Below are 24,902 nucleotides of genomic sequence, written 5' to 3' on the forward strand. Positions count from 1 at the left end.
TGCCTGCTAGAATTGATTACTCACCATCAAAGTCGTTTGATTTAATCATCACTTTGATATCATTACCAGCCATAGTAGCATCAAAAGCGTCTTTCCAGTCTTCAAGTTCAACAACCTTGGTGACTAAAATTTCAGTATTTACCTTACCTTCTTCGAGAAGTTTTAAGGCTTTAGGCCAAGAATGTGAATTTTGTGAACGAGAACCAATATATTCAATTTCACGGTTATAAATTGTAAAGGTGTCGATTGGGACTTCATGTTTAGGGAAGAGGCCAACTTGGATGAATTTTCCTTTTTTCTTGGTTAATTTAAGGGCTTGGTTAACAGCAACATGTGAACCAGAACAGTCAAAGACATGGTCAACACCAAATTGATTGTCTTTATCAGTCAACTCATGAACTAGGTCTTCTAAACTTTCAGATTGGGAAGAGATAGCATAGTCAACACCCAATTCATTTTTAGCAAAGTCAAGACGTTCTTTATCTTTATCAATACCAGAAAGAATAACAGTGATGTTTTTACCTTGAGCTTTTACCACTTGAGAAGTCAATAGACCCATTGGACCAGGCCCAATAACTAAGACAACTTCACCTTCTTTAACGGTAGTTTTTTCCATAACTGCGTGAACACAGCAAGCTAGTGGCTCCATAAATGCTGCTGCTTTTAGGGAAACATTATCAGGAACTTTATGCATATGTGGTTGGCGAGCTAAGAAATACTTAGCCATTGATCCATTAACTTGGGTACCAATCCCTTTTCTTTGGGAACAAAGGTTGAAGTCGCCTTCTTTGCAGAATTCACAGATCCCACAAGTTCTAAAAGTGGTTTCACTAACGATGCGGTCACCAGGTTTAAATTCGGTAACATCAGGACCTACTTCAGCAACAACACCTGAAAATTCATGGCCTAAAGTTACTGGAGTGACAGGGTTACTGTATTCCCCTTTAAAGGTATGCACGTCAGAGCCACAAATTCCTGTGTAGGCTGTTGCCACCTTGACTTCATCTTCTTTTGGTGTAGGTACTTCTACATCCAATAATTCCATATCGCCGTATTCTGGGGTCTTTTTAACAGCTGCTTTCATCATTTCAGTCATTTAGTTTTTCTCCTCCTGTGGTAAAATTATTACTTTGTTAAAGGTTTGTTCACGAGACAACATCATCTTAAAGGCTTCATCAACTTTATTTAATGGATAGCGGTGAGTAATCATCCCTTCTAAATTAACACGTCCTTGGTTTATATAAGCAATTAAATTCGTCCATTCCTTTCCAGGGAAAGGAGCGGAGTATGAATTCCAAAATCCTTTTAATGTTAATTCATGGCGGAAAATGCTTTCAAAATGACGTTCATGTAATAGTACGTCACGGTAACCAATGCCAGTATAGCCGACTTTACCGCGTTTCTTAGCTAAAACGAGGGCTTGTTCTTGGGTAATTGGAGTACCCGCACATTCCATGACAATATCAGCGCCCAAGCCGTTGGTGTATTCTTTCACCTTAGCTTCGAGATCTTCCTTGATAGAATTAATCCCATAACTAGCACCGTATTGTTTAGCAACTTCCAATTTATCATCATTAATATCTACAGCAATGACATTCTTACAGCCGGCTAAAAGTAAGGCTTCGATGGTAAAGATTCCAATAGCACCAATACCTAGAACAACTGCAGTGTCACCCAATTCAACATCCATGTTCATGACACTGTGCATAGAAACAGCGAAAGGCTCAATAAGCACTGCATCTTCATAATCCATCTCACCAATAGGTAAAATATTAGTTTCAGGAGCGACTAATTTTTCAGCAAAACCACCAATATAGTGTGTTCCAATCATTTTATAGTTTTCGCATAAGCCATACAGACCTTGTTCACAATACTGACAGGAAAAATCTGGAATAAGTGGAGGAACGATTACTCGTTCACCAACTTTTACTCGGGTGACTCCTTCTCCAACTTCAACAACTTCCCCGGCAATTTCATGACCCATAACTGCGGGAAGGTCATATTTCCAGCCAAATTCAATTTTATGAGTATCTGAGCCACAAACCCCGGTAGCATGGACTTTTACTTTAACCCAACCCGGTTGACATTCAGGCTCATCGATTTCAACATATTCGAATTCTTGATTTTCGTTTAATTGTGTTGCCTTCATTTTTTCCTCTTCCTAATATTTATTCTACTAGTAATCATTTCTAAAAAAATAGTGACTGAATAATTGAAATATCCAGTCACTAATGAATACGCATTATTAACATCAGTAACTAGTAATTGCCTACTTTATCTCCTAGAAAGCACCAGCAAATAATCTTGAAATTTCTACAAAGATCCATTTGAGGAAGTTACCACCAGTATCTAACGATGCCATTTGTTGGGTAATATTTGCAGTTGCATCAAGACCTTGTAAAAGCTCTGTATGAGGACCAGCCATTGATGTTGCAAAGTATAAACCACAACCAATTACAATAGTACCAGTAATTAATGAGTGTAGGATGTTACCTTTTCTAGATGCGGTAATATAACATACATAAAATGGAATAGTTGCTAAGTCACCGAATGGTAACACTTTATTACCAGGTAAAATAACTGCAATTAATAATGTAATAGGAACTAATAATAAACCAACTGACATATTTTCAGGATTACCGATTGCTAGAGCAGCATCTAATCCGATATTAATTTGGCGTCCAGAGAAGTATTTATCAGCAAATCCTTGGGCGGCTTCTGAAATTGGGGTTAACCCTTCCATTAAGATCTTAACCATACGTGGCATAAGCACCATAACGGCTGACATGGAAACACCTAATTGGAAAGCTTTACCAATATCATAGCCAGCTAATAGACCAATAATGAATCCGATTACTAAACCCATAATAATTGGTTGCCCAAAAATACCGAATTTTTCTTGGATCTTTTCAGCATCCATTTCAACATTTTTAAGTCCAGGAATCTTGCTTACTACCCAACCAATTGGAATACCAAGCATACCGTAACCAATGGAAGATCCAGTGGTTAAAGAGATACCTTCTAAACCATAGTACTCTTGAATCATTGGAGCGAAGTAATCCGCAAATTTCAAGCAGGCAATTTCCATCAAAACACCCATAGCCAGTGAGAAGATGAAGTTACCAGTAATGATTTGTGATAGAGCAGCCACAACAATAAAGTGGTGGAAGTTCCAAATATCGATATTTAGGGTGTCGGTTAAACGCGTACCTAACATAACGAAGTTAACTGCTAGAGCTAAAATAATCATAGCTGGTGCAACAGACGATGCAAACGCACCTGAAGCAGTTGCTGGCCACCCAATATCAATAACTGTTAAAGAGAAACCAAAACGCTCAACCATAGCTTGAGTTGCAGGCCCTAATGAGTCTGACAATAAGCCAGTAACCAGGTTAACACCCGTAAATCCAACACCAATTGTTAACGCTGATACAAAAGCTTTACCCACTTTAACTTTAAATAGTAAAGCAATTAAAAATATAGCAATAGGAATAATAACTGTTGGTCCCAGACCAAGGATATATTGAACCACATCTAAGAATGAATCCATGATGCCCCCCCTTACTTTCTATAATATTTTATTAGTCTTTTAAGACATCCAAAATTTGTTGGTCAATTTTGTCTTTACCGATACCTGAAATGTATCCAGTAGCAACAATTGAAGGAATATCGTATTTAGTTGGTAAAGCAGTTGTTGATACTAATAAGTCTGCTCCCTCTTGTTTTCCTTTTGCTTCAGAAATTTTAATTTGTTCTACATCAGCAGCAATATTATTTTCTTTTAATAAATTTTCAACACGTGTAGTTACCACTGTAGAAGTTGCAATACCTGCGCCACATGCTACTAAAACTTTTTTCTTAGCCATTTAAAATCCTCCTATTTCAATGCATTTAATGCTTCATCAACATCTTTTGCTTCAAGCAAGTTACTAATTTTATTGTCATCTTGGATAATTTGAACAATTGTCTGTAGAGTTTCTAACTGATCTTCAGACTTAGTTAGTCCTAAAGCGAAAACAATATCTGCAGCAACCGTTTTGCTTGGATCCTCCATTGAATGAAATTCCACTGGCGAATCTAAAGTAACTAAAGCAATAAATTCTTCATTCAAGTGTTCCGCATCTGCGTGTGGAATAGCTACGCCCACCTTTTCTAACTGTAAACCAGTTGGAAATTGTGCCTCTCTATCTTTTAAGGCCTGAACATAGCTGTCTTTAACAAGACCATGCTCTTGCGCTTTTTCACCTATAAACTCGAAAAGTTCATCACTTGAAGCGATATCTTGGTTTAAGAAGACCATATCTTTTCGAATGGTTTCGGTAATTTCCAATTTATAAAACTCCTTTCACTGTTTTTTTAGCACTACATGATGATTCAAAGACAAATTCCTTGTTCAGTGAAACACTTTCATGTATTAACTTCACTGAGTATGATAAATTATTTTGAAAGCGTTGTCAAACAAATTTAAAGAAATAATAAAATATTCTCCCCTATCCCTGTCATTAAAGGAATCAGCTATAGATAAAAAATCACTTCAAAACTAAAAGGTGAATTTTTTTCACAGCTCGATTTTGTGAAAGCCTTTACTACTTATATATTATAGCAAAAAAATAAAGCACATCGTTTGTTTTTTACGATGTGCTTTTTGCGAAATATTTATTCAGTTTTATTCGTTCGAACTGTTCATTTGTTCAAGTATTTTTTTCGTACGACTGATACCTACTCGGTCCGCCCCTGCTTCAATAGCTGCTAGACAGTCCTCGTAAGTCGATAGACCTCCTGCCGCTTTGACTTTTACCTCGTCAGAAACACTTTGTCTCATTAGTTTAAGGTCTTCTACTTTTGATCCTGAAGCTGCAAAGCCTGTCGACGTTTTAACAAAAGCAGCACCAGCCTCTTCAACTAACTTAGATCCTTTGGCAATTTCTTCATCAGTGAGATAGGCGTTTTCAAGGATAACCTTAACACAAGCAGGAGTTGCTTCAACAACGCTTTTTATATCTTCTCTTACTCGATCATAATCGCCGTCCTTTAAGGCACCAACGTCAATCACCATGTCAAGTTCTCTAGCACCATTAGCATAAGCTTCAATGGCTTCAAAGACTTTACTTCTCGTGGTGTGAGCTCCTGAAGGAAAGCCAATGACCGTTCCGATAACGACATCACTATCATCTAAAATCTCGCGAGCTAAATCTAAGCGATGAGGGTTGATACATACAGAAGCTACTCCCAGTTCTTTGGCATAGTTTAAGCCCTCAATGTAATCTTCACGTGTTAACTCAGGCTTGAGGAGGGAGTGATCAATATATTTTACAAATTCTTCTTGTTTCATTTTTATACTTTCCTTTCTTACTTAAGGGACCTTATGACCCTTATAAGCTGTCCAAATCATATACCATTGTTCATTAGTCAGTTGATAATCTAATGCTTTAACAGCAGGTTTCACATAATCAATGCGATAAGAACCCACAATAGGAATCATCTTGCTTGGATGTCTTAATAGCCAGGCATAGGCCACTTCAGCAATTGATTCTGCTCCAATTTCTTCAGCAATCTCTTCCATCACCGAGCGAACCTTCTTAATATTCTCTTCTTGACTGGTAAATAATTCCCCACCTGATAAGGGTGACCAGATCATCGGGTGAATTCTTTTCTCCATACATAGGTCAATCGTTCCATTCTCAAAATTTTCATAATCAATAGCAGAACATTGAATTTGATTAGTCACTAAAGACTGATTTAAATAGCTCTCTAGCGCCCGATACTGTGAAGGCAAATAATTCGAAACGCCAAAACTTTTTACTTTTCCTTCATTATATAGTTGGTCAAATGCGAGGGCGACTTCTTCAGGATCTTGCAGCCAATCAGGACGATGTAATAGCAAGACATCGAGCTGGTCAATATCCAATTTCTTTAAGCTTCTCTCAACTTGCTTAATAATGTAGTCCTTACTATTGTCATAATATTTTACTCTAGCATGTTTCCCAGGATAAACGAGACTGACCTTAGAAACAAATTCCATCCTTTGTTTTAAGTCTTTTCTACCCTTTAAAAAATCGCCAAAGATTGCTTCTTCAGTATAGCGTCCATAGCTATCTGCATGGTCCATGGTCGTAATCCCTAGGTCTATAACTTCTTCGATAAACTTTAAAAAGTAGGACTTCGAAAGTTTCTCATCCGCTAAGCGCCAAAAACCTAAAGCAATCCGTGATAAGGAAACATCCGGTGTTAAACTGACTTTCTCCAAGGCTCTCCCTCCATCGATCATTTGTTCACTTTTAACCTGACCAAATAAGATCATATGTTCATTAAAAATTACATTTGTTACTTCAAACAAATTATACTTGTCTTTTTAAGCGCTGTCAATTAAAATCATAAATTGTAAGGGGAGTTGAACAAATGAACAGTAAGAAAGATTTGATTGCGGTTTCTAAAATGTATTACTACCATAATATGACCCAAAATGAAATTGCCGAAGAATTGGATATCTCTAGAATTAAAGTATCACGGATGTTGCAACAGGCTCGGGATGCCGGAATCGTCACCGTAACGGTTAATGATTCCCCCTCCTATGAACATCTCGAAAAAGTCATTAAAGAACATTTTCATTTAGAAAATGTCATGATTACTGATATTCATGACCACGATGTTAGAGCAAGTTTAGCTAAAATTGCTGGTAATTATTTAAATACTATTCTTGAAGAAAAAGAGATTATTGCCGTCGGTTGGGGTAAAACTTTAAAAGAATTAACCAAATATAGCTATGGTAATTTAAATAAAAGATCTACCTTCACCCCTTTAATTGGCGGTCATGGTGACCAAAACTTTAACATGCACTCCAACTCAATCGCCAACCAATTAGCAGAAAATTACCTAGCAAAATCGACAACAATACTTGCTCCAGCTTTTGCTCAAACAAAAAATGCAGCAAATATGTATCTCAACGATCCGAATGTTATCTCGACAATTCATAAAACCAGTAAGGCAGATATCGCCTTATTTAGTATCGGTAATCCTAATGATGAAGAAACAACTATCCGTTCAACTGGCTACCTGTCTGAGGATGAACTTTCTCTTATCCAAACAAGTGAAGCTGCCTGTGATATCGCTTCGATTATCTTCCTTAATAAAAATGGTCAGGAGGTTTTACCAGAATTAGAAGAAAGACGTATCAGTATTTCAGCCCAAGACTTTATTCAAATTCCACGGAAAATTTGTGTCGCTGGCGGAAGAAAGAAACACAATAGCATCCTCTCTGCTATCAAAAGTGATTATATTAATGAATTAATTATCGATATTGATACTGCTCGTTTTATAATGAATAATATATAAAAAATGACTTTATGGTTACTCGGCCATAAAGTCATTTTTTTATTTTCCCCTAAAAGGTTCTACCACCATCAGCTAATAAGATTTGCCCATGAATATAAGAACTTTCTTCTTGGGTTAAGAAAAAGGTTAAATTTGCAATATCTTCACCTTTTCCAAAACGTCGAATCGGTATTTTTTCTAAGAGCTCTTGGCGGCTGGCTTCGTCTGGATAGAGTTGGTCTAAGATATCTGATTCAATAACACGTGGTGCCACACTATTCACATTAACCCCTTGCGGACCTAATTCCTTAGCCAGGGTTCGAACAAAGCCCATTTGCCCTGCTTTTGAAGCAGCGTAGTGCCCACCGCCACCAGTCCCAGTGATACCTGAGCCTGATGAAATCACCACAACTTTTCCCTTATTTTTAACTAAATCATCGTAGCAAGCCTTAATGAGGTAGAAACTACTACTGAGATTGACCGAAATTACTCGGTCCCATTCACTCACGCTAATCTCTTTGAGACTATGTCGATAAGTAATCCCAGCGTTGATAATTAGGAAATCCAATCGATGAAATGAATCAATAATTCGATTACGCGCCTCAAGCACTTGGTCATAGTCAGAAACATCCGTTTTTATGAACTGACTGGGGGCTTGCTGTGATAATTTTTCAGCTAATTCATTTCCAGCTTCAGCATCTAAATCTAGGTTAACGGTCAGATAGCCGGCTTGGTTAAATTTTTCAAGGATGGCTCGACCAATCCCTTTTGATCCTCCTGTCACAACAACGACTTCTTCATGCATAAGACTTAGTCACCCATCACTTTAATCACACATTTTCTCTCGCGCGGTCTAGCACAGTCAAAATCCGCAAAATAGATATGCCCCGTAGAACCTACCCCTAATTTGCCTTCATCCACGTCAAAAACTTGGCTGGAACCAATCAGAGTTGCTTTTAAGTGAGCGTCACCATTCCATAAGTCTGATGGTGAATTATTAGGCAGATAGTCTTTTACATTTGGCCATTCTGCAACTGCCTTATAATGTTCCTCACCCGGATAAATATAAGTATCGGCACTGGTATGGTAAGGAATAATCTTCTCTAAGACATTATTTAAGTCAGCCTGTAGAGACTCAATCCCGTCTTCAGTCATATCATGGGCATACTCTTCATAGAAGACTGAACAAGTGGTGTGGGGCGAAATCACTGCACAAATGCCATTTTGAACGCCACTGTTTTCAATAGCTTCGCGAACTTGGGCACTAATGTTAACATAGGTTGGTTGCCCTCCAGTGGATTGGACTTTAATGGTTTCTTTATAGACTGTCATGATATCCTTCCTTTCTATTTTGCTTTGGCAGCAGCTTCAATCATATCTTTTAACATTTGTTTGGGATTGTCGGCCTTAGTAATCCCACTGGTACAGCCAGTACCGTCTGCTCCCATTTCAATGGTGCGGCTAACATCATTCGCGGTCGAAATCCCAGCCGCTTGCATGACTAAGATATTGTCATCAATAGCTTTTATCGCTTCGTTAGTTGATTCGATATAGGAAGCATCAGAAGTTTGGCCAGTCCCAATAAGTTCAGTCGGTTCACAGAGAATAATGTCAGGATGCAAGGTCGCCAAAGCCTGGGCTTCCTTCATGGAATCCGCACAAACAATGGTAATGATATCTAAGTCATCGGCCCTTTGGATGGCTTGGACAATCTCAGCAATGGTCATAGGATTTTCAGCGTGATTTAAGAAAGTCGCTCGAGCACCGGCAGCTTGTAATGACTCAGGGAGGACTTTGCCCATCCCCCTACCTGGTTCAATGCCGTCCAGGTGTTGAGCGGAGACAATAATATGGTCGGTAGCTTGAGCAACTGCCGCTAGATCCGCATAAGGGCAAGTCAGAAAAACTGAAATTCCTGGGTGTTTTTCGGCTTCTTGGTCAGCTACTTTAGCAAGTTCTAAAAGTTCCTCGCCGTATAAGAATGATTTCGGGTTAAAAATGAAAAATGGCGACTTTACTTGTACTTTAGACATGGCTTATTTTCCTTCCTTATAACGCTCGGTTTCAAAGACATCATAGTAGTGATCAAGCACTGCTCTCATCCCTTGGTCAGCGGTCTTTTTCAGTTCCACATAGCCTTCAGGTTTTTCCTTTTGAATGGCTTCATAAGCCGCCACAATGAAGTCTGTGTAGACATTGATCTTCGCAACGCCTTTTTGGGCACATTTTTTCAGGTTTTCATCTCCTGAGGAAGAGCCACCATGTAAAACTAGAGGAATATCGGTGGCTTGGTTGATTTCCTCTAAGCGGTCGAAGTTGATTTCCGGCGTTCCGGAATAAACACCATGAGCAGTACCAATGGAGACTGCTAAGGAATCAACGCCTGTTGCCTCAACAAAACGAACCACATCCTTGGCTTCGGTGTAAACAGAATCGGTTAAGGCCCGGGCTTCTGACAAGTCATTGGCGCCTACGTGACCCAATTCAGCTTCTACGGGGACATTGTATTTATGGGCATAGTCAACCACTTCTTTAGTAATTTTGACATTGTCTTCAAAACTCGCTTCCGAAGCGTCAATCATAGCTGCAGAAAAGCCTAAATCAATGGCTTTAAAAATAAAGTCCTTATCAAAGCCATGGTCCAAGTGGAGCACCACGGGAACACTGGCCTTCTCTGCTAAGAAGTTACCGACTAAAGCTGCTTCTTCTAAGGACATAATATCAACGTGTTTTTGAGCATAAGATAAAATAACGGGTAACCCACGTTCTTCCGCCACCTCAACATAAGCACGAGCTGAATCTAGGTCAATATAATCAGGCGCAGGAATGGCGTATCCCCTTTTCTTAGCATCAAGTAATAGTTCTTTTGAATCAACCTTCATAGTGTTTAACTCCTTTTCTATTAAATCTCTTCTTATCTGTATTGTAAGCGTTTTACAAGATGGAAGTCAAGTGAAATTTTACTTTTGATAAACTCTTTTACGAATGATAAAATAGTTAATAAAGAAATTATCATTAGAAAGGGTCAGCAAAATGTACGACCGCAACGATTTAATTATTCAAGCAGCTATTTTGTATTATAAAGATGATAAAACTCAAACTGAAATCGCTAATCAATTAGGGATATCTCGACCAACCGTGGCAAAATTTTTAAAAGAAGCCAAAGAACGAGGTATTGTTCGAATTTCTATTCAACACAACAGTAATTCCTATGCCGAACTGACTAAAGCAATTAAAGAGAAGTATGAACTAAACAATGTCATTATTATTCCCACTAGCGGGAATAATAATGAGGATAAGCAGGAAGTCGGCTATCAATGTAGTGAATTCATTCAAAGCAATATCAAAAAATACAGGTCGATAGGAATCGGTTGGGGGACAACGATTTACGAATATGTGCAAGCAAGTAACTATATGGATTCAGCCGTTAAGGAAATTATTCCTTTAATCGGTGGCATCGGTATCAACGATGTCAAATACCATTCCAATCACTTGGCTTTTCAATTAGCAGAAAAATATCAAAGTGAAGTTTCCTATTTTTATGCACCAGCAATCGCTGAAAACACTGCCATTTATCAAGCTTTCAACTCATCTGAATTAGTTAAAAATGTCAAAGAGAAGGCCAAGACGGTTGATGTAGCCGTCATAGGAATTGGTAACCCTACTGACCCCATTTGCTACCGCAATCTCGGCTATTTGACTGATGAAGAAGCCGAAATGATAAAAGAATCTGGCGCCGTTGGGGATATCCTAGCCTCCTTCTTTGATAAAGAAGGAAAAGAGGTGGACACTGAATTCTCCAACCGTATGATAGGATTGACTATTGACGATTTAAAACATATTCCTCAAGTTGTTATACTCGCCACTGGACAAGTCAAAGCCCCAAGTATTAAAGCCTTACTCTCTCACCCAGGGATTGTTAGTGATATCATTATTGACAGTGAGATTGGGAAGTTATTGGTAGGAGAGTGAAGGAATTAAAATATATAATATTTATATTAAAAAGCCTCTAAGAGTGTTAGTAGCATTTACTTTTCAACTCTTAAAGGCTGATCTATTTTCTAGTGGTGATGTATTTTAGTAGTTACAATATAGAGTTTGGAATATTTTATATAACTTATCATTAAGACAATATAGTTATTATTAGCCTAACAAATTAAAATATCTGCCAATAATTCCTATTACAAAAATTGATACAATAATTAACAAAGGGTTAACACCCTTTTTTAATAACCATGAAACAATTAAGGTAAGTCCTAAAGCAAGCATACCGGGTAGAATACTGTCTAAAACATCTTGAACAGTCTGGATAGTTTCAATGCCATTAGAATCAATAATTTTTGTAGCTACTATAGGAATATTAATATTGGTCCATGTATTAACTAATGCTCCCATTACAAATAAACCTACAATTTGAGCTGCTTCAGTAATTTTATTAATCTGGCTACCGGTTAAATCATCAACAATATCAGCCCCTCGAGCATAGCCAAATTCCATGCCATAATGTATAGTTGCTAATCTGATTATATTGATTCCTACAAAGAATAATATCGGCCCAAATATGTTACCAACCATCGCTAGACTTGCACCAATTGATGCTAATACAGGTCTTAAAGTTCCCCAGAACAAAGGGTCCCCTATACCAGCTAGTGGGCCCATTAACCCTATTTTCATAGCTATTATGCTTGACCCTTCTAGATTGTCACTTTGGGCCTTCTTTTCTTCCTTAGCTGCTGTAATACCAAATACAATACCTGATAGCCAAGGATGATTATTATACCATTCTAAATGCCTCTGTAGAGCTTCAATCTTTTTATCTTTATCCTTATATAACTTATCAATAACTGGGTTCATTACATAGGCTACTCCTAAATTTTGCCCCCTTTCAAAATTAAAAGCACCATTATAAACATTTGCTCTTATAAACATTTTCCTTTTTTCTTTTTTAGTTATAATCGGATTACCGTTATTTTGTTCCACACTAGCCATCTCCTATCTAATCAATATCTAGGTCATCGTCTAAGTCATCATCCAAATCTCCTGGAATATAATTATTATCATTACTTTCAGTAATCAATTGATGATTACTAGACGGATTGTACTTCAAGTAAACGAAAACTGCAGCCAAACATGCACCTAATATACCGTATCCGACTAAGTTAATTTCAGAAAATGCTGCTAATATAAAACCTATATAAAAGAAAGGTTTTAAATACGGAACGTCCATCATATTAATAATCATTGCATAACCCACAACCATAACCATACCACCACCAATGGTTAGACCTTCTGTTATAAAAGTAGGTATTGATGTTAATAGTTGATTTACTGCTTCAATATCAATTAACAAGATTAAAGCAGTTGGAAGTAAAACACGGAGTGCTTGTAGGAAAAGCCCAATGTAAAACATTGCATCAATACCTCTGGTATTCCCGTCTAAAGCATACTTATCTGCTTGGTGACTAAAAAATGTTGTAATTGTTCTTACAAATATAGTTAAAGCTTGACCAGCAGCAGCTAGAGGAACTGCAATTGCTATACCTTCTCCAATTCCGTTTCCTGTCTGTATAACAAGTATAGAGGAAATCATGGAAGCAATAGCTGTATCTGGGGCCATAGCTAGGCCTACATTCATCCAACCTAGTGACATCATTTCTAAACTACCACCAAGAAGTAAGCCTGTTTTCAAATCTCCTAATATTAACCCAACTAAAGTACAAACTACCAACGGTCTATGGATTTGAGACTCATCAACTATCGCTCCCATACCAACTATTCCGGATAGAATAATGAGTAATATCATTTGAATAGAGGTCATAAATAGTCACTCCTAACTTAATTCCTTAACCAAAGAAATAAAATCAACTTTACTATCGCTAGGTAATTGTCTCATTTCAAGAGCAACTCCCATATCATTTAACTTAAGAAACATTTCAATATCATCATCACTAACATTTACCGATTTCGTAACTTGCTTATTTCCTGCTTCAAATCTCATACCCCCTACGTTAACTTCAGAAATATCCATTCCTCCTTCGATCAGATATACAATATCTTTCGGTTTTTCAAACAACAGAATAACTGATGTATCTGTATATTTTGGAGAATTGTAAGCTCTAAGCATCTTTTCAACGCTAACAGCACTAGTTTTAAAATTGGAAGGAGCAACAGATAAAACTAATTTTTTACGTATTGGATCTTTTGCTACCTCATCACTAACAACAATAATTCTTTCTGCTGGAATTGTGTTTATCCACCTGGTTAAAAATTGGCCATGAATAAACCGATCATCTATCCTTGCTAACTTAATAATCATAGGTCGTCATCCTCCGCAAATAAACTGTTCTTGTTAAAATATTTTATGAATTCTTGAGAACTCGCCTGTATTTTATCTATTAAATTTATAAGATCTGTATCTCTAGATAAATATGTGTCAATTAGTATAGGTAAGTTTACTCCCGCAATTACTTCAACATTTTTATCACTTATGGCATAACGAATAGCAGCATTAAAAGGAGAGCCTCCGTAAATATCTGCAAAAATAATAACTGAATTTAACTTATTAAACTTAATTGTGTTTTCTATCTTATTTAATAAATCATCAGTGCCTTCATCTTCTTTAAAAGATATAGGATAGATATCTGATGAATCTCCAACAATCATTTTCAAGGAACTTTTAAATTCTTGTGCTAAATTGCCGTGACATATAATTATAATTTTTACCATTCGAATCCTCCTCTTTTACTCTAAATTTGCATGGTATTCCCATAAGGATTCTATATCTATATTTTCCTCTTCTACTAACATAAGCGAAATGGCATCTCCTAAAATATATAAGCATTGTTCAAACAACGATGTCATAGGCTGAATAGATACTATTTCATCTGATAGATTCAATTTCGATCTCACTGGTATGCGAACAATCAAATCGCTTAAAGAAGATATTGTACTATTTATATTAGATCCAATATGCACGACCTTAGCCTTATAAATTTTAGCCTTTTTAGCTATCTCAACAGGAATTAAACTTTCGCCACTTCCAGATCCCACGATTAATAAGTCTTTATCAGTAATTGCTGGTTCCGTTATTTCACCTACAACCACACAGTTTATCCCTAAATGTGACCAACGTTTAGCTACAGCCTCTAACGAAAGTAGTACTCTCCCTACCCCTATAAAAAATACCTTATCAGCTTTCTTAATAAGATCTATTAGTTGCTCTACTTCGTCCCCATTAATTAAAGAAAAAGTGTTAGAAATCTCTTTAATAATAGCCTTAGAAGCTTTATCGATACCCACTTTATTTCACACCTTTCTTAATTTCTTCTAAAATAGCCACTTTGTTCTCTTCTAGGGATAACCCTTTTCGAAACAAACTGGTGCTACCTAATACTAAATTGTCCGCTCCACATTGAACTAACTTAGCTATTCTCTCAATCGACACACGACCGTCAACTTGAATATTAAATTTATAATTATATTTATCTCTAATTTTTGCGAGATTTTTAATTTTTCCCATTGCATATGAAATAGGCCTTTCATTTGAATCTCCAGCAAAACCTGGATTTATAGCCATAATTGTGATGTTATCGACTTGACCATACAAATATTCAAGTGTATTTAAAGATGTTGCAGGATTTAAGGCAATTCCCACCTGAACATTTTTTGATTTTATTAAATCAATATATTTCTGAACATGTATGCTAGTTTCAATATGAAAAGTAATGTTATAAGCTCCAATATTCAAAGCTTCTTGTATAAAAAATAAATTATTTTCAGACATAATATGAAAATTAAATTTTAAATTTGTTATCTCTCTCATCCTGTATATTGTCTCTAATCCAAGTGGCATACTCGGACTAAATTTCCCATCGATAATATCCACATGTATGTTCTCAAACCCTAAATCTTCTATTAATTTTATATCTCTCTCAAGGTTCACCAAATCAGCGCACATAATAGATGGACTTAAAATTATATCTGACATTGTACTTCTCCTCACAAATAAAGCTATATTTCAATCTACTTACCGCCTATTTTATTAATTATTGTTTACTAGAAAACGTTTGACTCTATATCCAAATTGTAAGCGCAAACAATACCATAGTCAATAGATTTATCGCATTTTTCCGCAAAAATATTGCAATTTTATGCAATTTATTAGAATAATACGCCTTAAAAGTTAAATTTTTAGAGACTTTAAGCAAATTTACGACAAATATATTGCAAATTAAAAAATATTTTATCTTGAAAAAATGACTCTTCGTATGTATTACTGACACTTCGACTAAAATTCATTATAATAGTCTTAATAAAGTATCAGCACTTTTAACAAATAATTAAAACTAAAATTCGATTTGCCTATCGCATTTAAATAATAGTTATGCTTGTTTTATAGATTAAGATTGGAGAATATCATGCACAAAATTGAACGCCAGCAGATTATCGTCAATTTGATTTCGACTGAAGGAAAAGTAACCATTGTAGATTTATCGAAACGATTTCAAGTTAGTGAAGACACTGTTCGACGCGATTTACAAGAACTAGAAAAACAAAATATGTTAAAACGAATACGAGCTGGAGCAATAAGAATTGGACCACCCGTAACAAGTTTTGACTTTAGAAAAAAATTTAAAACAGATGAAAAAATTGAGATTTCAAAAAAATTAGTAAAAAATATTCCCCAAAATAAAACCATATTAATAGATGGAAGTACTAGTAACTTAGAGCTGACAAAGTTATTTCCAAATAATTTTTCAGCTACATTCATTACCAATAGTCCACCTGTCGCATGTGAACTGTCACGTTTAGAATCAAGCGAAATAATTACACTAGGTGGGGAACTTTATAAAAATTCAATGATAAATATTGGGTCCATTACCTATAAAGAAATAAAAAATATTCACGCGGATATATACATTATGGGAATTTATAATATAGATTCATCTATCGGAACCTCTGTTCCAACACTTGAAGAAGCAACTATTAAAGAAGCAATGAGTAGCCAATCAGATTCTATTTTTTCTATCGTTACAAATGATAAATTTGAAACAATAAGTAATTTTATAATTAATTTAGATAATTCATCATTTAATATTTATTCTCAAAATGTCTCAAATGATTTAATTGAAAAATATAGAGAAAACGGAATAACAATTTATCAATAAATAAAAAAGCCGCCCTAGCAATAACCTATACTAGTTATTACTAAGGCAGCTTTTTAATTTCATTATTTTAATCTATTGTCTGTCTTTCAAAATTTCATTAAAATATGCAATGCCTTCTTTTCCGACAGACATAATATCATCGACACTCGGTGAACCTGTGCGACTGTTTGTATATTCTAATACCATCGGTAAATTCATACCGGTAATAATATCTACTTTTTCTTGATAAAGCTCATCTTTTAAGAGTTTGCCACTTAAGTTATTTGGGGTGCCAAATAGTAAATCAACAAAAACAGTTACACCATCACCTGAATCAACTAATTTTATTTTCTCTTCTAGTAAGTCAATAAATTCTTTTAAATCAGCTTCTGGTTTTAAAGACAAGGTAGCGATCTGCTCGATATCCCCTGAAAACATTTTTAATGCATCATAAAGTCCATCTGCTAACTTTCCATGACTTGCTAAAATAATACCCTTCATATTTTAAAACCTACCTTAAATCATTCTATACAATACCAAATAGGGATAGTACTAAGGATACTGCTATAGTCCCTAAAACAATTTTTGTAATACTTAACTGCTTCTTATTAATTAGATAATAAAATATGAATAAAACCCCTAAGGTTAATAGACCTGGCATTAAATTATCTAGATTATCTTGCAGAGCAACTGCTGTTTCTCCAAAGGTAACACTTAACGGAGTAGTTAAATCTACCATTGTGGCTGTCAACGCCCCCATCATCCCCATACCAAGGATATTAGCACCCTCGAGTATGTAATTCATAGTTTTTGATGAAAGAACATCTTTAATAGCTTCCCTACCACGGTTATAGGTTAAATTTGTGGTTATAACTAATTCAGCCATAAGAATAGCATTACCAATGAATAGTAATAAGAGACTCAAGAAAGATCCTGCAGCAGCTGCTGCACTAGCAGCTAATATAAAAAGCGTTTGCAGTGTCCCTGCACTGAAAGAATCCCCAAATGCTGCAACTGGCCCCATCAAGCCTGTTTTTATCGCTACGATGGCATCGCCACTTATTGAGCCATTATTAGCTTTCTCTTCTTCCATAGCCAAAGTTGTACCTAGTATCAATCCACCGGCCGTAGCATTAGTATTAAATAATTCCAAATGACGGTTTAAAGCCTCTTGAAGATCATCTTTATCAGGGTATAACTTCTTTAAAACAGGTAAAAAAGCATAAGTAAAAGCTAATGACTGCATACGTTCGTAGTTTAAAGATATTTCTGTCGCAAAATACCATCTCAGCATAGTATTATTAATATCTTTTTTTGTAATCGTTACATTATTTTCACTCATAATTATGCACCAACCGTTTCATCAATATTTTTCTTATTAAAGACAACAATTAATGCAATACTAATGATCAAAATACCAGTTACGATATTATTTAACCCAAGTACTTTCACTAAAATAAATCCTATTAAAGTATAAGGTATTAATCTTGGCTTCCCAATAGAGTTAATAATTAGAGCAAAACCTACAGCAGGCATCACGCCACCGGCTACTTCTAAGCCATGCAAAATCCAGCTTGGAATAAATTCTAAGACTGATAGCATTACATTTTGCCCTAACAGAACGACTAAGAAAACTGGTAAAAATAGCAATGGGAATGCGGTAAGTGCTGGATATAATACTGCATCTCTACTAATAGCTTTTGTGTCACAGCTTTCGACCGCTTTATCGGCCATGTGCACAAAATTCACATTAATAATTTTTCTTAAGTTGATTAATTGTGCGCCTACTAGTCCTAAAGGAACAGCAAAAGCTACTGCTTGTTCTACAGATAAATTACTTGCTAGTGCAATAGGAATCATTGTAGTAGCAGCCATGGTTTGGTCGGTAGGTAAATTCCCACCCGGAGCAATAATCCCAGCAAATACAGCTGAAATACCGCCACCTAATATCAAACCTTGTAAAACATCACCGTGGATAAGTCCAGCGATAGCTCCTACGACAATTGCGTTACCTACAAAGAATAAGGCAAAATAGCCACCAATCATACTTCTTGATAACCAATATATTAACCCCATTGCGATAGCCATAACTATCAATTGTCCGTCCATATGGTTAGTCCTTTCACAATTTATAAATTTTATTTAACTTTACTTTCAACACTTTCTAAGCTTACCTTAGAATTTTCTGGTATTGGTTGTAAATAAACATTTACTCCCGTTTCCTGTAAAGCCTTTAATGAATCAAATTCATCCTTAGACAAGGAGACCCCTTGAATAACAGTTGTTCTATCTTTAGAGCTTGGCACAGCTCCTACGTTTAATTCAGCTAGCTCAACTCCGCTGTCTGCAGCTTCTTTAGCACTTTTTATATCTTTAAATATAATCATGACATTGTCATCTTTTTTATCTAAAGAATTTTGTAAGTCACCAACAGCTACGATATCAACTTCTTGATCTGGAGCCGCCATACGGTATATATCTCCCATGAAATCATCATTTACTAGATCATTATCTACCAATATTAATCTTTTAACAGGATTATATTTTATCCATTTAGCGACTACTTGACCATGAACCAAACGATAGTCTACCCTAACCATTTTTTGATTAGCCATTAAATTCACCTTTCCTAAATATTACTTAATCTTTACGCGTTCACCAGTATCTAAACTCTTGTGAATCGCTTCTGTAATTTTTGTAGCTTGCAAGCCATCATTACCATCCGCTACAAATTCTTTATCATTAATCAAACAATCAATGAAACTATTAATAGGATCAGCACCAAAACCGAAAACTTTACCATAGAAGTTATTAAAGAAGAAGACGTTAGGCGTATGTTGTTTTTCGCTATCAAATACTTCAATACCTCTATCTTGGTTATCTACACGAATATAGTTATCTGTGGTTAAAATACTTGTACGTCCATCATTGTTCTTAGCAAAGCCAGAAGGTAATACCCATGAGTTTTCTACAACCCAATTGCAACCATTCTCAAAGGTAATTAAAGAGGTAACACTATCATAGGAGTCGATTCCTTGGTCAGCTAATAATTTTTTAGTACCTACAGCATAAACTTCTGTAGCTTCACAACCCATATACCAACGGATCAAATCGACACAGTGGATTCCCAGGAAGTTGACAGGGTCAGATTGGTCAGCCCATTTAAACCATTTTGTTGGTACATCAACAATATCATCCATGCTCATATAACCTCTTATAGGATAAGCATCACCATCATTTAGAGTATTAAAGACATGAATAGCTGTTGGATCCCAGCGTTTATGGAAGTCAACTGCAACTCTGACATTGTTTGCTTCAGCAGTTTCTAAAATTGCTTGACAATCTTCTACAGTAGAAGCTAAAGGTTTCTCAATTAATAAGTGTTTACCCGCATTGGCACACTGGACAGCAGGTTCTCTATGCAAGTGGTCCGGTGTTACGATAGACACTGCATCAATTTCTTCTTCAGATAGCATGGTTTCAACATCACTATATGTTTTTACACCATATTCTTTTTCGATATTTTCTCTAATTTTGCTACTAAAGTCACATACTGCTACTAAGTTTACATAGGGGCTTTGATTATATACATCAACGTGATGAATACCGTAAATCCCCGCACCAATAACTGCAACATTTAATTTTTTATCCATGTTTATTATCACCTTTCATGTATACGTTTTCTGAATGCGCTTACATATAATTTAATATAAAGTGTTTAATGAGTCAATATAAACTAGGTATTTATTTTATGTTTTTAATATAAATTATAAATAAAGTCAGAGACTTAGTTTACAATCTTACTACCAGTATTTTTTTAAGTCCTTCACTAAAATTTATCTATTATTTCTATTGGATTCAATCAATAGTTATCCTCCTCTCTATGCTAGATATAACACAATTTAAATAATACTAAATAATTTTTTATACACCATTAGTGTCATTTATTACACTTTCAAATTAAAACCGATAAGTACCGCTTCGCTCAGTACTTATCGATTCCCTTTTATACTGGTAAACTGCCAGTTAAAATGTAAATAATGCAGAAAATGGCAAAAATTGGCCAGAGATATTTAATATAGCGTTTTTGGTATTCAAAGAAAGTTTGTTGGGTTTGGGCGGTTAATATGTATAGAGCAGGAATAATCGGAGAAATCATACCAAAAGCCTGTGGAATCATGGAAGCTACTCCAGTTTGTAAAGGAGTTACTCCAAACTGTTCCATAACATTAACCATGACGCTTGAAATACCGAAATAATAGGCTTCTTGAGGAAGAAAGACTAGACCTGGAATAGTAATTAGGGTATAAACCAAAGCCATATGTTGCCCTAAAAATCTTGGAATCGCCTTGACCACCCCAAAGGCTAGGGCTTGGGACATACCAGAGCCATAGAGAATCCCACTAAAGGCCCCAGCACCCAAAGTTGCCATTGGCGGTGCAATAGCACTAGCCACATATTCACGGATCCGGTCCATAACAACTTTAGAATCTCCAAAGTTAATCGTTGCGCCTATAATACTACCTAAGAGGAAGAGGACTGAGCCATGTCCGTAGCCTAAAATAAGCAGACCTATGATAGTAAAGGTTAATAGTAAATTCACCCAATACAAGTGCGGCCGTTTATAATCCACTCGCCGATTACGGATGGATGCAAGCATTTTTTCTTTTTGATCTTCATCTAGTTCAGCTTCTTTATCAAAATTGAGACGCTGACGCTCCTTATAACCGAAATAGAAAGCTAAGCAAATCGTATATAATATGCCTCCTGCCATACCTGGAAATAGAGCAAAGGAGAGATCCATTAATTCAATATTCAAGGCCGAAGAAATGACCGCTGCTGGTCCACCCCATGGCAACATATTTAAAATAGTATTAGGACCAATAATCAATAATGCCAATATAGGTAAGCGCATTTCCATTTGTTTATATAAGTCAACAAAAGCAGCGAGTAAAATAATTACTGCAGTTGTCGTGTCTCCGGTTGACGAAACCGCAATTGATGAACAAACAGTCAATATAGTCACTCGTAGAGGATCGCCACGCATTTCTTTAATAAAAAATTCAATGATAGGATCAAAGAGTCCCACATCCAGCATCATATTAAAGTAAAAGATAGCAAATAATATCAGAAAGACTGCTGGAGCGACCCCAGACACAATTTCTCCACTGACTTCATCAATACTGTAAAAGATTCCTTCATAGATCCACTTAAAAATCGCATCTAATCCACTATTAGTGAACAAAGCGATCCCTACTCCAAATACCAGTGGAATGATTAATAGTGACCCTACAACAGTTAATTTTTGACTTAGTAAGAAATAAACAAAGGTACAAATCATTAATAAGGCAATAATGGCTAACACAATTCTTCCTCCTTCCCCAAAAAGCCGCTCTCTTAAAGAAAGCGGCTTTACTTGCTTCGATTATTCCGCATTTAAAGTCAATAAATTAAGAACATTATGCAGATCTTCTACGGGTGCTTGACCCGGTGCGGAAACTTGACCCAGGGCACCAAAACTCGCTTGGGATCCAAAGAGTTCTCCAGCTAAGCGACTTACCATACCTAATTGTCCCATTGACATCGTAATTAAAGGTGTTTCGGCAACTTGAGAACGTTCAAAAGTTGCGTTAAGCAAGGTCACCACATCACTTTTGTCATTAGGCATCACAGCAATTTTTGCGATATCAGCACCCTTTTCTTCCATCATGGTTAAGCGCTTAATAATGGTAGCTTTTTCAGGTGTCTTATCAAAATCGTGGTTACTTAAAATTACTTTGATATTTTTTTGATGAGCTTGTTCGATCAGTGTAGTAACCATATCATCAGGCATCATCATTTCGATATCTAGTAACTCGAAATCAGCATCGTCAATAAGGGATTGATAAAGTTTTTGATAACCCTCATCTCCTAATTGACAAACGCCACCCTCATGCTGAGTACGGAAAGTAATTAAAAGTGGTTTTGAACAAGCTTCTTTTAATTTATGGCTTAAGGATGCTACAGCTCCTTCTTCTAAGACGTCATCAAAATGGTCAATGCGCCATTCAATTAAATCACAGGGCTCTTGGTTAATTTTTGAGAAAGTATCGATAATTTCTTGTTCACTTTTACCAACCACTGGGATAATGATTTTAGGGCGTCCCTTTCCGATAACAACGTCCTTAACAACTACTTCTTTCATAATTACTCCTTCTTTTATTCGGGCACTTCGCTAGTATCAACAACTTGATAGTAACGGATAAAGATAATCACACCGATTATAAATCCAATTGCAGCGATGATCACTTCAAATAACATCACAGCGCTAATATCATAGTTTTCAATTAACCAAGGACTAATATTAGGGATGAGCCATGAAGCGACACTACCAAAGGTATAGAAGATACTGGTAACGGTACCTTTTCCTTGAGGGAACATTTCTCCCATAACCGTTAAACCTAACTGCATGACACCACCAGCTGCAAAGAAGCCAATCAATGCTGCCCCTACTTTAAGCATAGTAGGCGTTGGGTACAACCACATTAAAACTGCAGCAACTAGAGACATAAAGGTGTATCCCACAACGAGTTTCACTGAGCGGATTTTTGTTGCGATAACAGCAGTCACAAAGACACAAAGTAAGGAACCAACAGAATAGTAAGACATTAAAGCATTGGCTTCATTCATTGATAAGCCTGCTGCGAGTTGTCCATAAGTATTTAATGATTGCGAAATTAAATAAAAAGTGGCTTGGGAAATGAATCCATAAATCACAAAGGCAATCCCTTCGATATACCATTTAGGTTTTGATTTGAATTTAACGGCAGAAACAAAGTCATCGCCGCCGGTTTCTTCCGCCTGCTCTTTAGCGTCTTCATCAGGGAAAGCCATTCTCCACATGGTTAACATGTTAATCCCTAAAACAGCTACGGCAATAATAAATGACCAACCGAACCATAGTGAGTTATTAGTTAAAAAACCAATGATCAATGGTAAGAGGAATTGTCCAATTTGCACGAAGGCTTTGATCAAGACGTTTGCAGTACCCGCATTTTCAGGGAATGACTCCATTAAGGCTGGATACGTTCCTGAATCTAAAAATGAGTTCGATAAACCTGCAATCAAGGCGAAAACAGAGGCCATCGCTACGCTATGGCTATAAATAAGTCCTAAGAAATAGGCCATGTAGGTTGCCATTCCCAAATAAACAAAAGGTTTACGTCCAAATCTATCTGAGAGCGGACCAGAAATTACAATTGCAATTAAACGACCAATACCTAACCAACCAATAACCGAACCGATACCAGCTAAGTCAGTCCCCCACTGCTCCATGAGCATGTTCTGATTCTGGGAAATGATGATTACCCCCATACCGTGGATTATATAGTTAATATATAATCCTAAGGCTGTGGGTAAGTAACGATTATTTCTCATTCTACTTCCTCACTTTCTTCATTAAAGTAGCATTTAATTATCTTTAAACAGTAAATCGTGGATATATTCGACTGGCATATCTTCACCACAGAAGTGTTTGAAAGCTACTGCTCCTTGATAAAGCATCATGCCTAAACCATTAATTGCTTTTTTAACGCCATGTTCCTTAGCAAATTTTAATAATTCAGTTTCCGCTGGAGAATAAACTGTATCAAAAACAACTAAATCTTCACGTAAGAAACTTGGGTCAGTAATGACTGATTCATTTTCAAGTGGGTGCATCCCAACGCCACTGGCATCAATATAGATACTGCTCTTATCCATCGCTTCTTTAAGTGCTTCGCGATTTTCTAAGTATTCTACAGTCGCTTTGCAGTCTGTTCTTTGATTGATACGCTCAGCCACACTCACTGCATTAGGATAGAATTCATCATCTTGGTTAAAGATATGTAATTCTTTAATACCATCTAAAGCACCTTGCACCGCAATGGCTGTCCCAGCACCCCCACAACCAACTAAGGTTACTGTAGCACCTTTAACTTCAACGCCTTCTTCAGCCAATGCCTTCATGGCTCCGACACCATCTGTGTTGTAGCCAACTAAGTGTCCTTTACCATCTTTATTGGTTACTGTATTGACAGCACCGATTAACTCAGCACTTTCATCAAGTTCATCTAATAGAGGAATAACTTTTTGTTTATTAGGCATGGAGATATTTGAACCACGGATACCTAGGGCTCGAATGCCTTGGATAGCGTCAGCTAGCTCATCATTTCCCACTTCAAAAGCAAGATAGGCATAAGGAAGGTTTAACTTAGCAAAGGCTTCGTTATGCATCGTTGGTGATTTACTATGTCTAATAGGTGTTGCCAGTAAGGAAACTAGTAAGGTATGTCCGTCTAAACGTTCTGTCATTCGTAAAACCTCTTTCTCTATCAAATTCAAATTTTCTTTCTAAACAAATTATAGTTTTCACATTCACAAATAACAAATTGATAATTAGCGTCTAATCTATAGATTTTTTGAATA

29 protein-coding genes are annotated in these 24,902 nt (G+C 36.3%); 3 read left to right on the forward strand and 26 right to left on the reverse strand.

Annotated features, from left to right (window positions below):
- Positions 1 to 16: 16 nt before the first annotated feature.
- The 7 genes from AWM73_RS07915 to AWM73_RS07945 all read right to left on the reverse strand — a co-directional run bounded on the left by AWM73_RS07915 (position 17) and on the right by AWM73_RS07945 (position 6,247).
- Positions 17 to 1,096, reverse strand: a complete 1,080-nt coding sequence (locus AWM73_RS07915; protein ID WP_211275671.1) for a zinc-binding dehydrogenase — start codon at positions 1,094 to 1,096, stop codon at positions 17 to 19.
- The gene (locus tag AWM73_RS07920; protein WP_060778835.1) at positions 1,097 to 2,149 is read right to left on the reverse strand and encodes a galactitol-1-phosphate 5-dehydrogenase; all 1,053 of its coding nucleotides are present in this window, start codon (positions 2,147 to 2,149) and stop codon (positions 1,097 to 1,099) included. It lies immediately after the preceding gene.
- A 132-nt stretch (positions 2,150 to 2,281) separates the two neighbouring features.
- A complete protein-coding gene (locus AWM73_RS07925) occupies positions 2,282 to 3,550 on the reverse strand; it encodes a PTS galactitol transporter subunit IIC (RefSeq protein ID WP_060778836.1) in 1,269 nt (422 codons plus the stop codon).
- A 31-nt stretch (positions 3,551 to 3,581) separates the two neighbouring features.
- Complete coding sequence (locus AWM73_RS07930; RefSeq protein ID WP_060778837.1) at positions 3,582 to 3,866, reverse strand: PTS sugar transporter subunit IIB; 285 nt, start codon at positions 3,864 to 3,866, stop codon at positions 3,582 to 3,584.
- Between the two features lie 11 nt (positions 3,867 to 3,877).
- Positions 3,878 to 4,330 carry a PTS sugar transporter subunit IIA gene (locus AWM73_RS07935; RefSeq protein WP_060778838.1) on the reverse strand — a complete coding sequence of 151 codons (453 nt, stop codon included), beginning with the start codon at positions 4,328 to 4,330 and terminating at the stop codon, positions 3,878 to 3,880.
- Positions 4,331 to 4,666: 336 nt separating this feature from the next.
- Positions 4,667 to 5,332 (reverse strand): deoxyribose-phosphate aldolase, encoded by a 666-nt coding sequence (deoC, locus tag AWM73_RS07940; RefSeq protein ID WP_174519260.1) that lies wholly within the window; start codon positions 5,330 to 5,332, stop codon positions 4,667 to 4,669.
- A gap of 21 nt (positions 5,333 to 5,353) precedes the next feature.
- Positions 5,354 to 6,247, reverse strand: coding sequence for an aldo/keto reductase (locus tag AWM73_RS07945; RefSeq protein WP_060779095.1), 894 nt, complete (start codon positions 6,245 to 6,247; stop codon positions 5,354 to 5,356).
- Positions 6,248 to 6,399: 152 nt separating this feature from the next.
- Between AWM73_RS07945 and AWM73_RS07950 the strand changes: the two genes are divergently transcribed.
- Entirely contained in the window at positions 6,400 to 7,332 is a 933-nt protein-coding gene (locus AWM73_RS07950) for a sugar-binding transcriptional regulator (protein ID WP_060778840.1), read from the forward strand.
- Between the two features lie 49 nt (positions 7,333 to 7,381).
- Here AWM73_RS07950 and AWM73_RS07955 read toward each other — a convergent pair whose 3' ends face one another.
- The 4 genes from AWM73_RS07955 to AWM73_RS07970 are packed head-to-tail and all read right to left on the reverse strand — an operon-like array spanning position 7,382 to position 10,193.
- On the reverse strand, positions 7,382 to 8,116 hold the full coding sequence (locus AWM73_RS07955; protein ID WP_060778841.1) for an SDR family NAD(P)-dependent oxidoreductase: 735 nt from the start codon (positions 8,114 to 8,116) through the stop codon (positions 7,382 to 7,384).
- A 5-nt stretch (positions 8,117 to 8,121) separates the two neighbouring features.
- A complete protein-coding gene (locus AWM73_RS07960; protein WP_060778842.1) occupies positions 8,122 to 8,643 on the reverse strand; it encodes a YjbQ family protein in 522 nt (173 codons plus the stop codon).
- Between the two features lie 14 nt (positions 8,644 to 8,657).
- On the reverse strand, positions 8,658 to 9,344 hold the full coding sequence (locus AWM73_RS07965) for a triose-phosphate isomerase (protein ID WP_060778843.1): 687 nt from the start codon (positions 9,342 to 9,344) through the stop codon (positions 8,658 to 8,660).
- 3 nt (positions 9,345 to 9,347) lie between these two features.
- Complete coding sequence (locus tag AWM73_RS07970; protein ID WP_060778844.1) at positions 9,348 to 10,193, reverse strand: class II fructose-bisphosphate aldolase; 846 nt, start codon at positions 10,191 to 10,193, stop codon at positions 9,348 to 9,350.
- A 151-nt stretch (positions 10,194 to 10,344) separates the two neighbouring features.
- Here AWM73_RS07970 and AWM73_RS07975 point away from each other — a divergent pair, with 151 nt between their 5' ends.
- A complete protein-coding gene (locus AWM73_RS07975) occupies positions 10,345 to 11,283 on the forward strand; it encodes a sugar-binding transcriptional regulator (RefSeq protein WP_060778845.1) in 939 nt (312 codons plus the stop codon).
- Positions 11,284 to 11,454: 171 nt separating this feature from the next.
- Here AWM73_RS07975 and AWM73_RS07980 read toward each other — a convergent pair whose 3' ends face one another.
- Genes AWM73_RS07980 through AWM73_RS08005 form a run of 6 tightly spaced genes read right to left on the reverse strand, consistent with a single transcriptional unit; the run spans position 11,455 to position 15,298 of the window.
- Entirely contained in the window at positions 11,455 to 12,291 is an 837-nt protein-coding gene (locus tag AWM73_RS07980; protein ID WP_255204076.1) for a PTS system mannose/fructose/sorbose family transporter subunit IID, read from the reverse strand.
- Between the two features lie 16 nt (positions 12,292 to 12,307).
- Positions 12,308 to 13,129: a PTS mannose/fructose/sorbose transporter subunit IIC gene (locus tag AWM73_RS07985; RefSeq protein ID WP_060778847.1), complete on the reverse strand. Its 822-nt coding sequence runs from the start codon at positions 13,127 to 13,129 to the stop codon at positions 12,308 to 12,310.
- A 12-nt stretch (positions 13,130 to 13,141) separates the two neighbouring features.
- On the reverse strand, positions 13,142 to 13,627 hold the full coding sequence (locus AWM73_RS07990; RefSeq protein ID WP_060778848.1) for a PTS system mannose/fructose/N-acetylgalactosamine-transporter subunit IIB: 486 nt from the start codon (positions 13,625 to 13,627) through the stop codon (positions 13,142 to 13,144).
- Positions 13,624 to 14,037, reverse strand: a complete 414-nt coding sequence (locus AWM73_RS07995) for a PTS sugar transporter subunit IIA (protein WP_060778849.1) — start codon at positions 14,035 to 14,037, stop codon at positions 13,624 to 13,626. Before AWM73_RS07995 ends, AWM73_RS07990 begins: the two co-directional genes overlap by 4 nt.
- A 15-nt stretch (positions 14,038 to 14,052) precedes the next feature.
- The gene (gene hxlB / locus AWM73_RS08000; protein ID WP_060778850.1) at positions 14,053 to 14,610 is read right to left on the reverse strand and encodes a 6-phospho-3-hexuloisomerase; all 558 of its coding nucleotides are present in this window, start codon (positions 14,608 to 14,610) and stop codon (positions 14,053 to 14,055) included.
- A gap of 1 nt (position 14,611) precedes the next feature.
- A complete protein-coding gene (locus AWM73_RS08005; RefSeq protein WP_060778851.1) occupies positions 14,612 to 15,298 on the reverse strand; it encodes a ribulose-phosphate 3-epimerase in 687 nt (228 codons plus the stop codon).
- A 430-nt stretch (positions 15,299 to 15,728) separates the two neighbouring features.
- On the opposite strand from AWM73_RS08005, the gene AWM73_RS08010 reads away from it, so the two are divergent.
- Positions 15,729 to 16,478: a DeoR/GlpR family DNA-binding transcription regulator gene (locus tag AWM73_RS08010; RefSeq protein ID WP_060778852.1), complete on the forward strand. Its 750-nt coding sequence runs from the start codon at positions 15,729 to 15,731 to the stop codon at positions 16,476 to 16,478.
- Between the two features lie 72 nt (positions 16,479 to 16,550).
- Here the strand turns inward: AWM73_RS08010 and AWM73_RS08015 are convergent, their stop codons facing one another.
- The 9 genes from AWM73_RS08015 to aroE form a co-directional block, all read right to left on the reverse strand.
- Positions 16,551 to 16,958 (reverse strand): PTS sugar transporter subunit IIA, encoded by a 408-nt coding sequence (locus AWM73_RS08015; protein WP_060778853.1) that lies wholly within the window; start codon positions 16,956 to 16,958, stop codon positions 16,551 to 16,553.
- Between the two features lie 25 nt (positions 16,959 to 16,983).
- The gene (locus AWM73_RS08020; RefSeq protein ID WP_060778854.1) at positions 16,984 to 17,799 is read right to left on the reverse strand and encodes a PTS system mannose/fructose/sorbose family transporter subunit IID; all 816 of its coding nucleotides are present in this window, start codon (positions 17,797 to 17,799) and stop codon (positions 16,984 to 16,986) included.
- 2 nt (positions 17,800 to 17,801) lie between these two features.
- Complete coding sequence (locus AWM73_RS08025) at positions 17,802 to 18,566, reverse strand: PTS mannose/fructose/sorbose/N-acetylgalactosamine transporter subunit IIC (protein ID WP_060778855.1); 765 nt, start codon at positions 18,564 to 18,566, stop codon at positions 17,802 to 17,804.
- A 29-nt stretch (positions 18,567 to 18,595) separates the two neighbouring features.
- Positions 18,596 to 19,072: a PTS sugar transporter subunit IIB gene (locus tag AWM73_RS08030; protein WP_060778856.1), complete on the reverse strand. Its 477-nt coding sequence runs from the start codon at positions 19,070 to 19,072 to the stop codon at positions 18,596 to 18,598.
- 21 nt (positions 19,073 to 19,093) lie between these two features.
- On the reverse strand, positions 19,094 to 20,110 hold the full coding sequence (locus AWM73_RS08035) for a Gfo/Idh/MocA family protein (protein ID WP_060778857.1): 1,017 nt from the start codon (positions 20,108 to 20,110) through the stop codon (positions 19,094 to 19,096).
- Between the two features lie 353 nt (positions 20,111 to 20,463).
- The gene (locus AWM73_RS08040; protein ID WP_060778858.1) at positions 20,464 to 21,822 is read right to left on the reverse strand and encodes a CitMHS family transporter; all 1,359 of its coding nucleotides are present in this window, start codon (positions 21,820 to 21,822) and stop codon (positions 20,464 to 20,466) included.
- A gap of 60 nt (positions 21,823 to 21,882) precedes the next feature.
- Positions 21,883 to 22,641 carry a type I 3-dehydroquinate dehydratase gene (aroD, locus tag AWM73_RS08045; protein ID WP_060778859.1) on the reverse strand — a complete coding sequence of 253 codons (759 nt, stop codon included), beginning with the start codon at positions 22,639 to 22,641 and terminating at the stop codon, positions 21,883 to 21,885.
- Between the two features lie 14 nt (positions 22,642 to 22,655).
- Entirely contained in the window at positions 22,656 to 23,873 is a 1,218-nt protein-coding gene (locus AWM73_RS08050) for an MFS transporter (protein WP_060778860.1), read from the reverse strand.
- Between the two features lie 33 nt (positions 23,874 to 23,906).
- Entirely contained in the window at positions 23,907 to 24,788 is an 882-nt protein-coding gene (gene aroE, locus AWM73_RS08055) for a shikimate dehydrogenase (RefSeq protein ID WP_060778861.1), read from the reverse strand.
- Between the last annotated feature and the right edge of the window lie 114 nt (positions 24,789 to 24,902).

Source organism: Aerococcus urinae, from assembly GCF_001543175.1.
Classification (GTDB): Bacteria; Bacillota; Bacilli; order Lactobacillales; family Aerococcaceae; genus Aerococcus; species Aerococcus urinae.

Excerpts from the sequence above, each read along its gene's own strand:
- AWM73_RS07985 (WP_060778847.1), bottom strand. The coding sequence starts at position 13,129 with ATGACCTCTATTCAAATGATATTACTCATTATTCTATCCGGAATAGTT.
- AWM73_RS08005 (WP_060778851.1), bottom strand. The coding sequence starts at position 15,298 with ATGTCAGATATAATTTTAAGTCCATCTATTATGTGCGCTGATTTGGTG.
- AWM73_RS08015 (WP_060778853.1), bottom strand. The coding sequence starts at position 16,958 with ATGAAGGGTATTATTTTAGCAAGTCATGGAAAGTTAGCAGATGGACTT.
- AWM73_RS07920 (WP_060778835.1), bottom strand. The coding sequence starts at position 2,149 with ATGAAGGCAACACAATTAAACGAAAATCAAGAATTCGAATATGTTGAA.
- AWM73_RS07925 (WP_060778836.1), bottom strand. The coding sequence starts at position 3,550 with ATGGATTCATTCTTAGATGTGGTTCAATATATCCTTGGTCTGGGACCA.
- AWM73_RS07955 (WP_060778841.1), bottom strand. The coding sequence starts at position 8,116 with ATGCATGAAGAAGTCGTTGTTGTGACAGGAGGATCAAAAGGGATTGGT.
- AWM73_RS07950 (WP_060778840.1), top strand. The coding sequence starts at position 6,400 with ATGAACAGTAAGAAAGATTTGATTGCGGTTTCTAAAATGTATTACTAC.
- AWM73_RS07915 (WP_211275671.1), bottom strand. The coding sequence starts at position 1,096 with ATGACTGAAATGATGAAAGCAGCTGTTAAAAAGACCCCAGAATACGGC.
- AWM73_RS07975 (WP_060778845.1), top strand. The coding sequence starts at position 10,345 with ATGTACGACCGCAACGATTTAATTATTCAAGCAGCTATTTTGTATTAT.
- AWM73_RS08050 (WP_060778860.1), bottom strand. The coding sequence starts at position 23,873 with ATGAGAAATAATCGTTACTTACCCACAGCCTTAGGATTATATATTAAC.
- deoC (WP_174519260.1), bottom strand. The coding sequence starts at position 5,332 with ATGAAACAAGAAGAATTTGTAAAATATATTGATCACTCCCTCCTCAAG.
- AWM73_RS08020 (WP_060778854.1), bottom strand. The coding sequence starts at position 17,799 with ATGAGTGAAAATAATGTAACGATTACAAAAAAAGATATTAATAATACT.
- AWM73_RS08025 (WP_060778855.1), bottom strand. The coding sequence starts at position 18,566 with ATGGACGGACAATTGATAGTTATGGCTATCGCAATGGGGTTAATATAT.
- AWM73_RS08010 (WP_060778852.1), top strand. The coding sequence starts at position 15,729 with ATGCACAAAATTGAACGCCAGCAGATTATCGTCAATTTGATTTCGACT.
- aroD (WP_060778859.1), bottom strand. The coding sequence starts at position 22,641 with ATGAAAGAAGTAGTTGTTAAGGACGTTGTTATCGGAAAGGGACGCCCT.
- AWM73_RS08035 (WP_060778857.1), bottom strand. The coding sequence starts at position 20,110 with ATGGATAAAAAATTAAATGTTGCAGTTATTGGTGCGGGGATTTACGGT.
- AWM73_RS08030 (WP_060778856.1), bottom strand. The coding sequence starts at position 19,072 with ATGGCTAATCAAAAAATGGTTAGGGTAGACTATCGTTTGGTTCATGGT.
- aroE (WP_060778861.1), bottom strand. The coding sequence starts at position 24,788 with ATGACAGAACGTTTAGACGGACATACCTTACTAGTTTCCTTACTGGCA.
- AWM73_RS07965 (WP_060778843.1), bottom strand. The coding sequence starts at position 9,344 with ATGTCTAAAGTACAAGTAAAGTCGCCATTTTTCATTTTTAACCCGAAA.
- AWM73_RS07960 (WP_060778842.1), bottom strand. The coding sequence starts at position 8,643 with ATGACAGTCTATAAAGAAACCATTAAAGTCCAATCCACTGGAGGGCAA.
- AWM73_RS07930 (WP_060778837.1), bottom strand. The coding sequence starts at position 3,866 with ATGGCTAAGAAAAAAGTTTTAGTAGCATGTGGCGCAGGTATTGCAACT.
- AWM73_RS07995 (WP_060778849.1), bottom strand. The coding sequence starts at position 14,037 with ATGGTAAAAATTATAATTATATGTCACGGCAATTTAGCACAAGAATTT.
- AWM73_RS07970 (WP_060778844.1), bottom strand. The coding sequence starts at position 10,193 with ATGAAGGTTGATTCAAAAGAACTATTACTTGATGCTAAGAAAAGGGGA.
- AWM73_RS07990 (WP_060778848.1), bottom strand. The coding sequence starts at position 13,627 with ATGATTATTAAGTTAGCAAGGATAGATGATCGGTTTATTCATGGCCAA.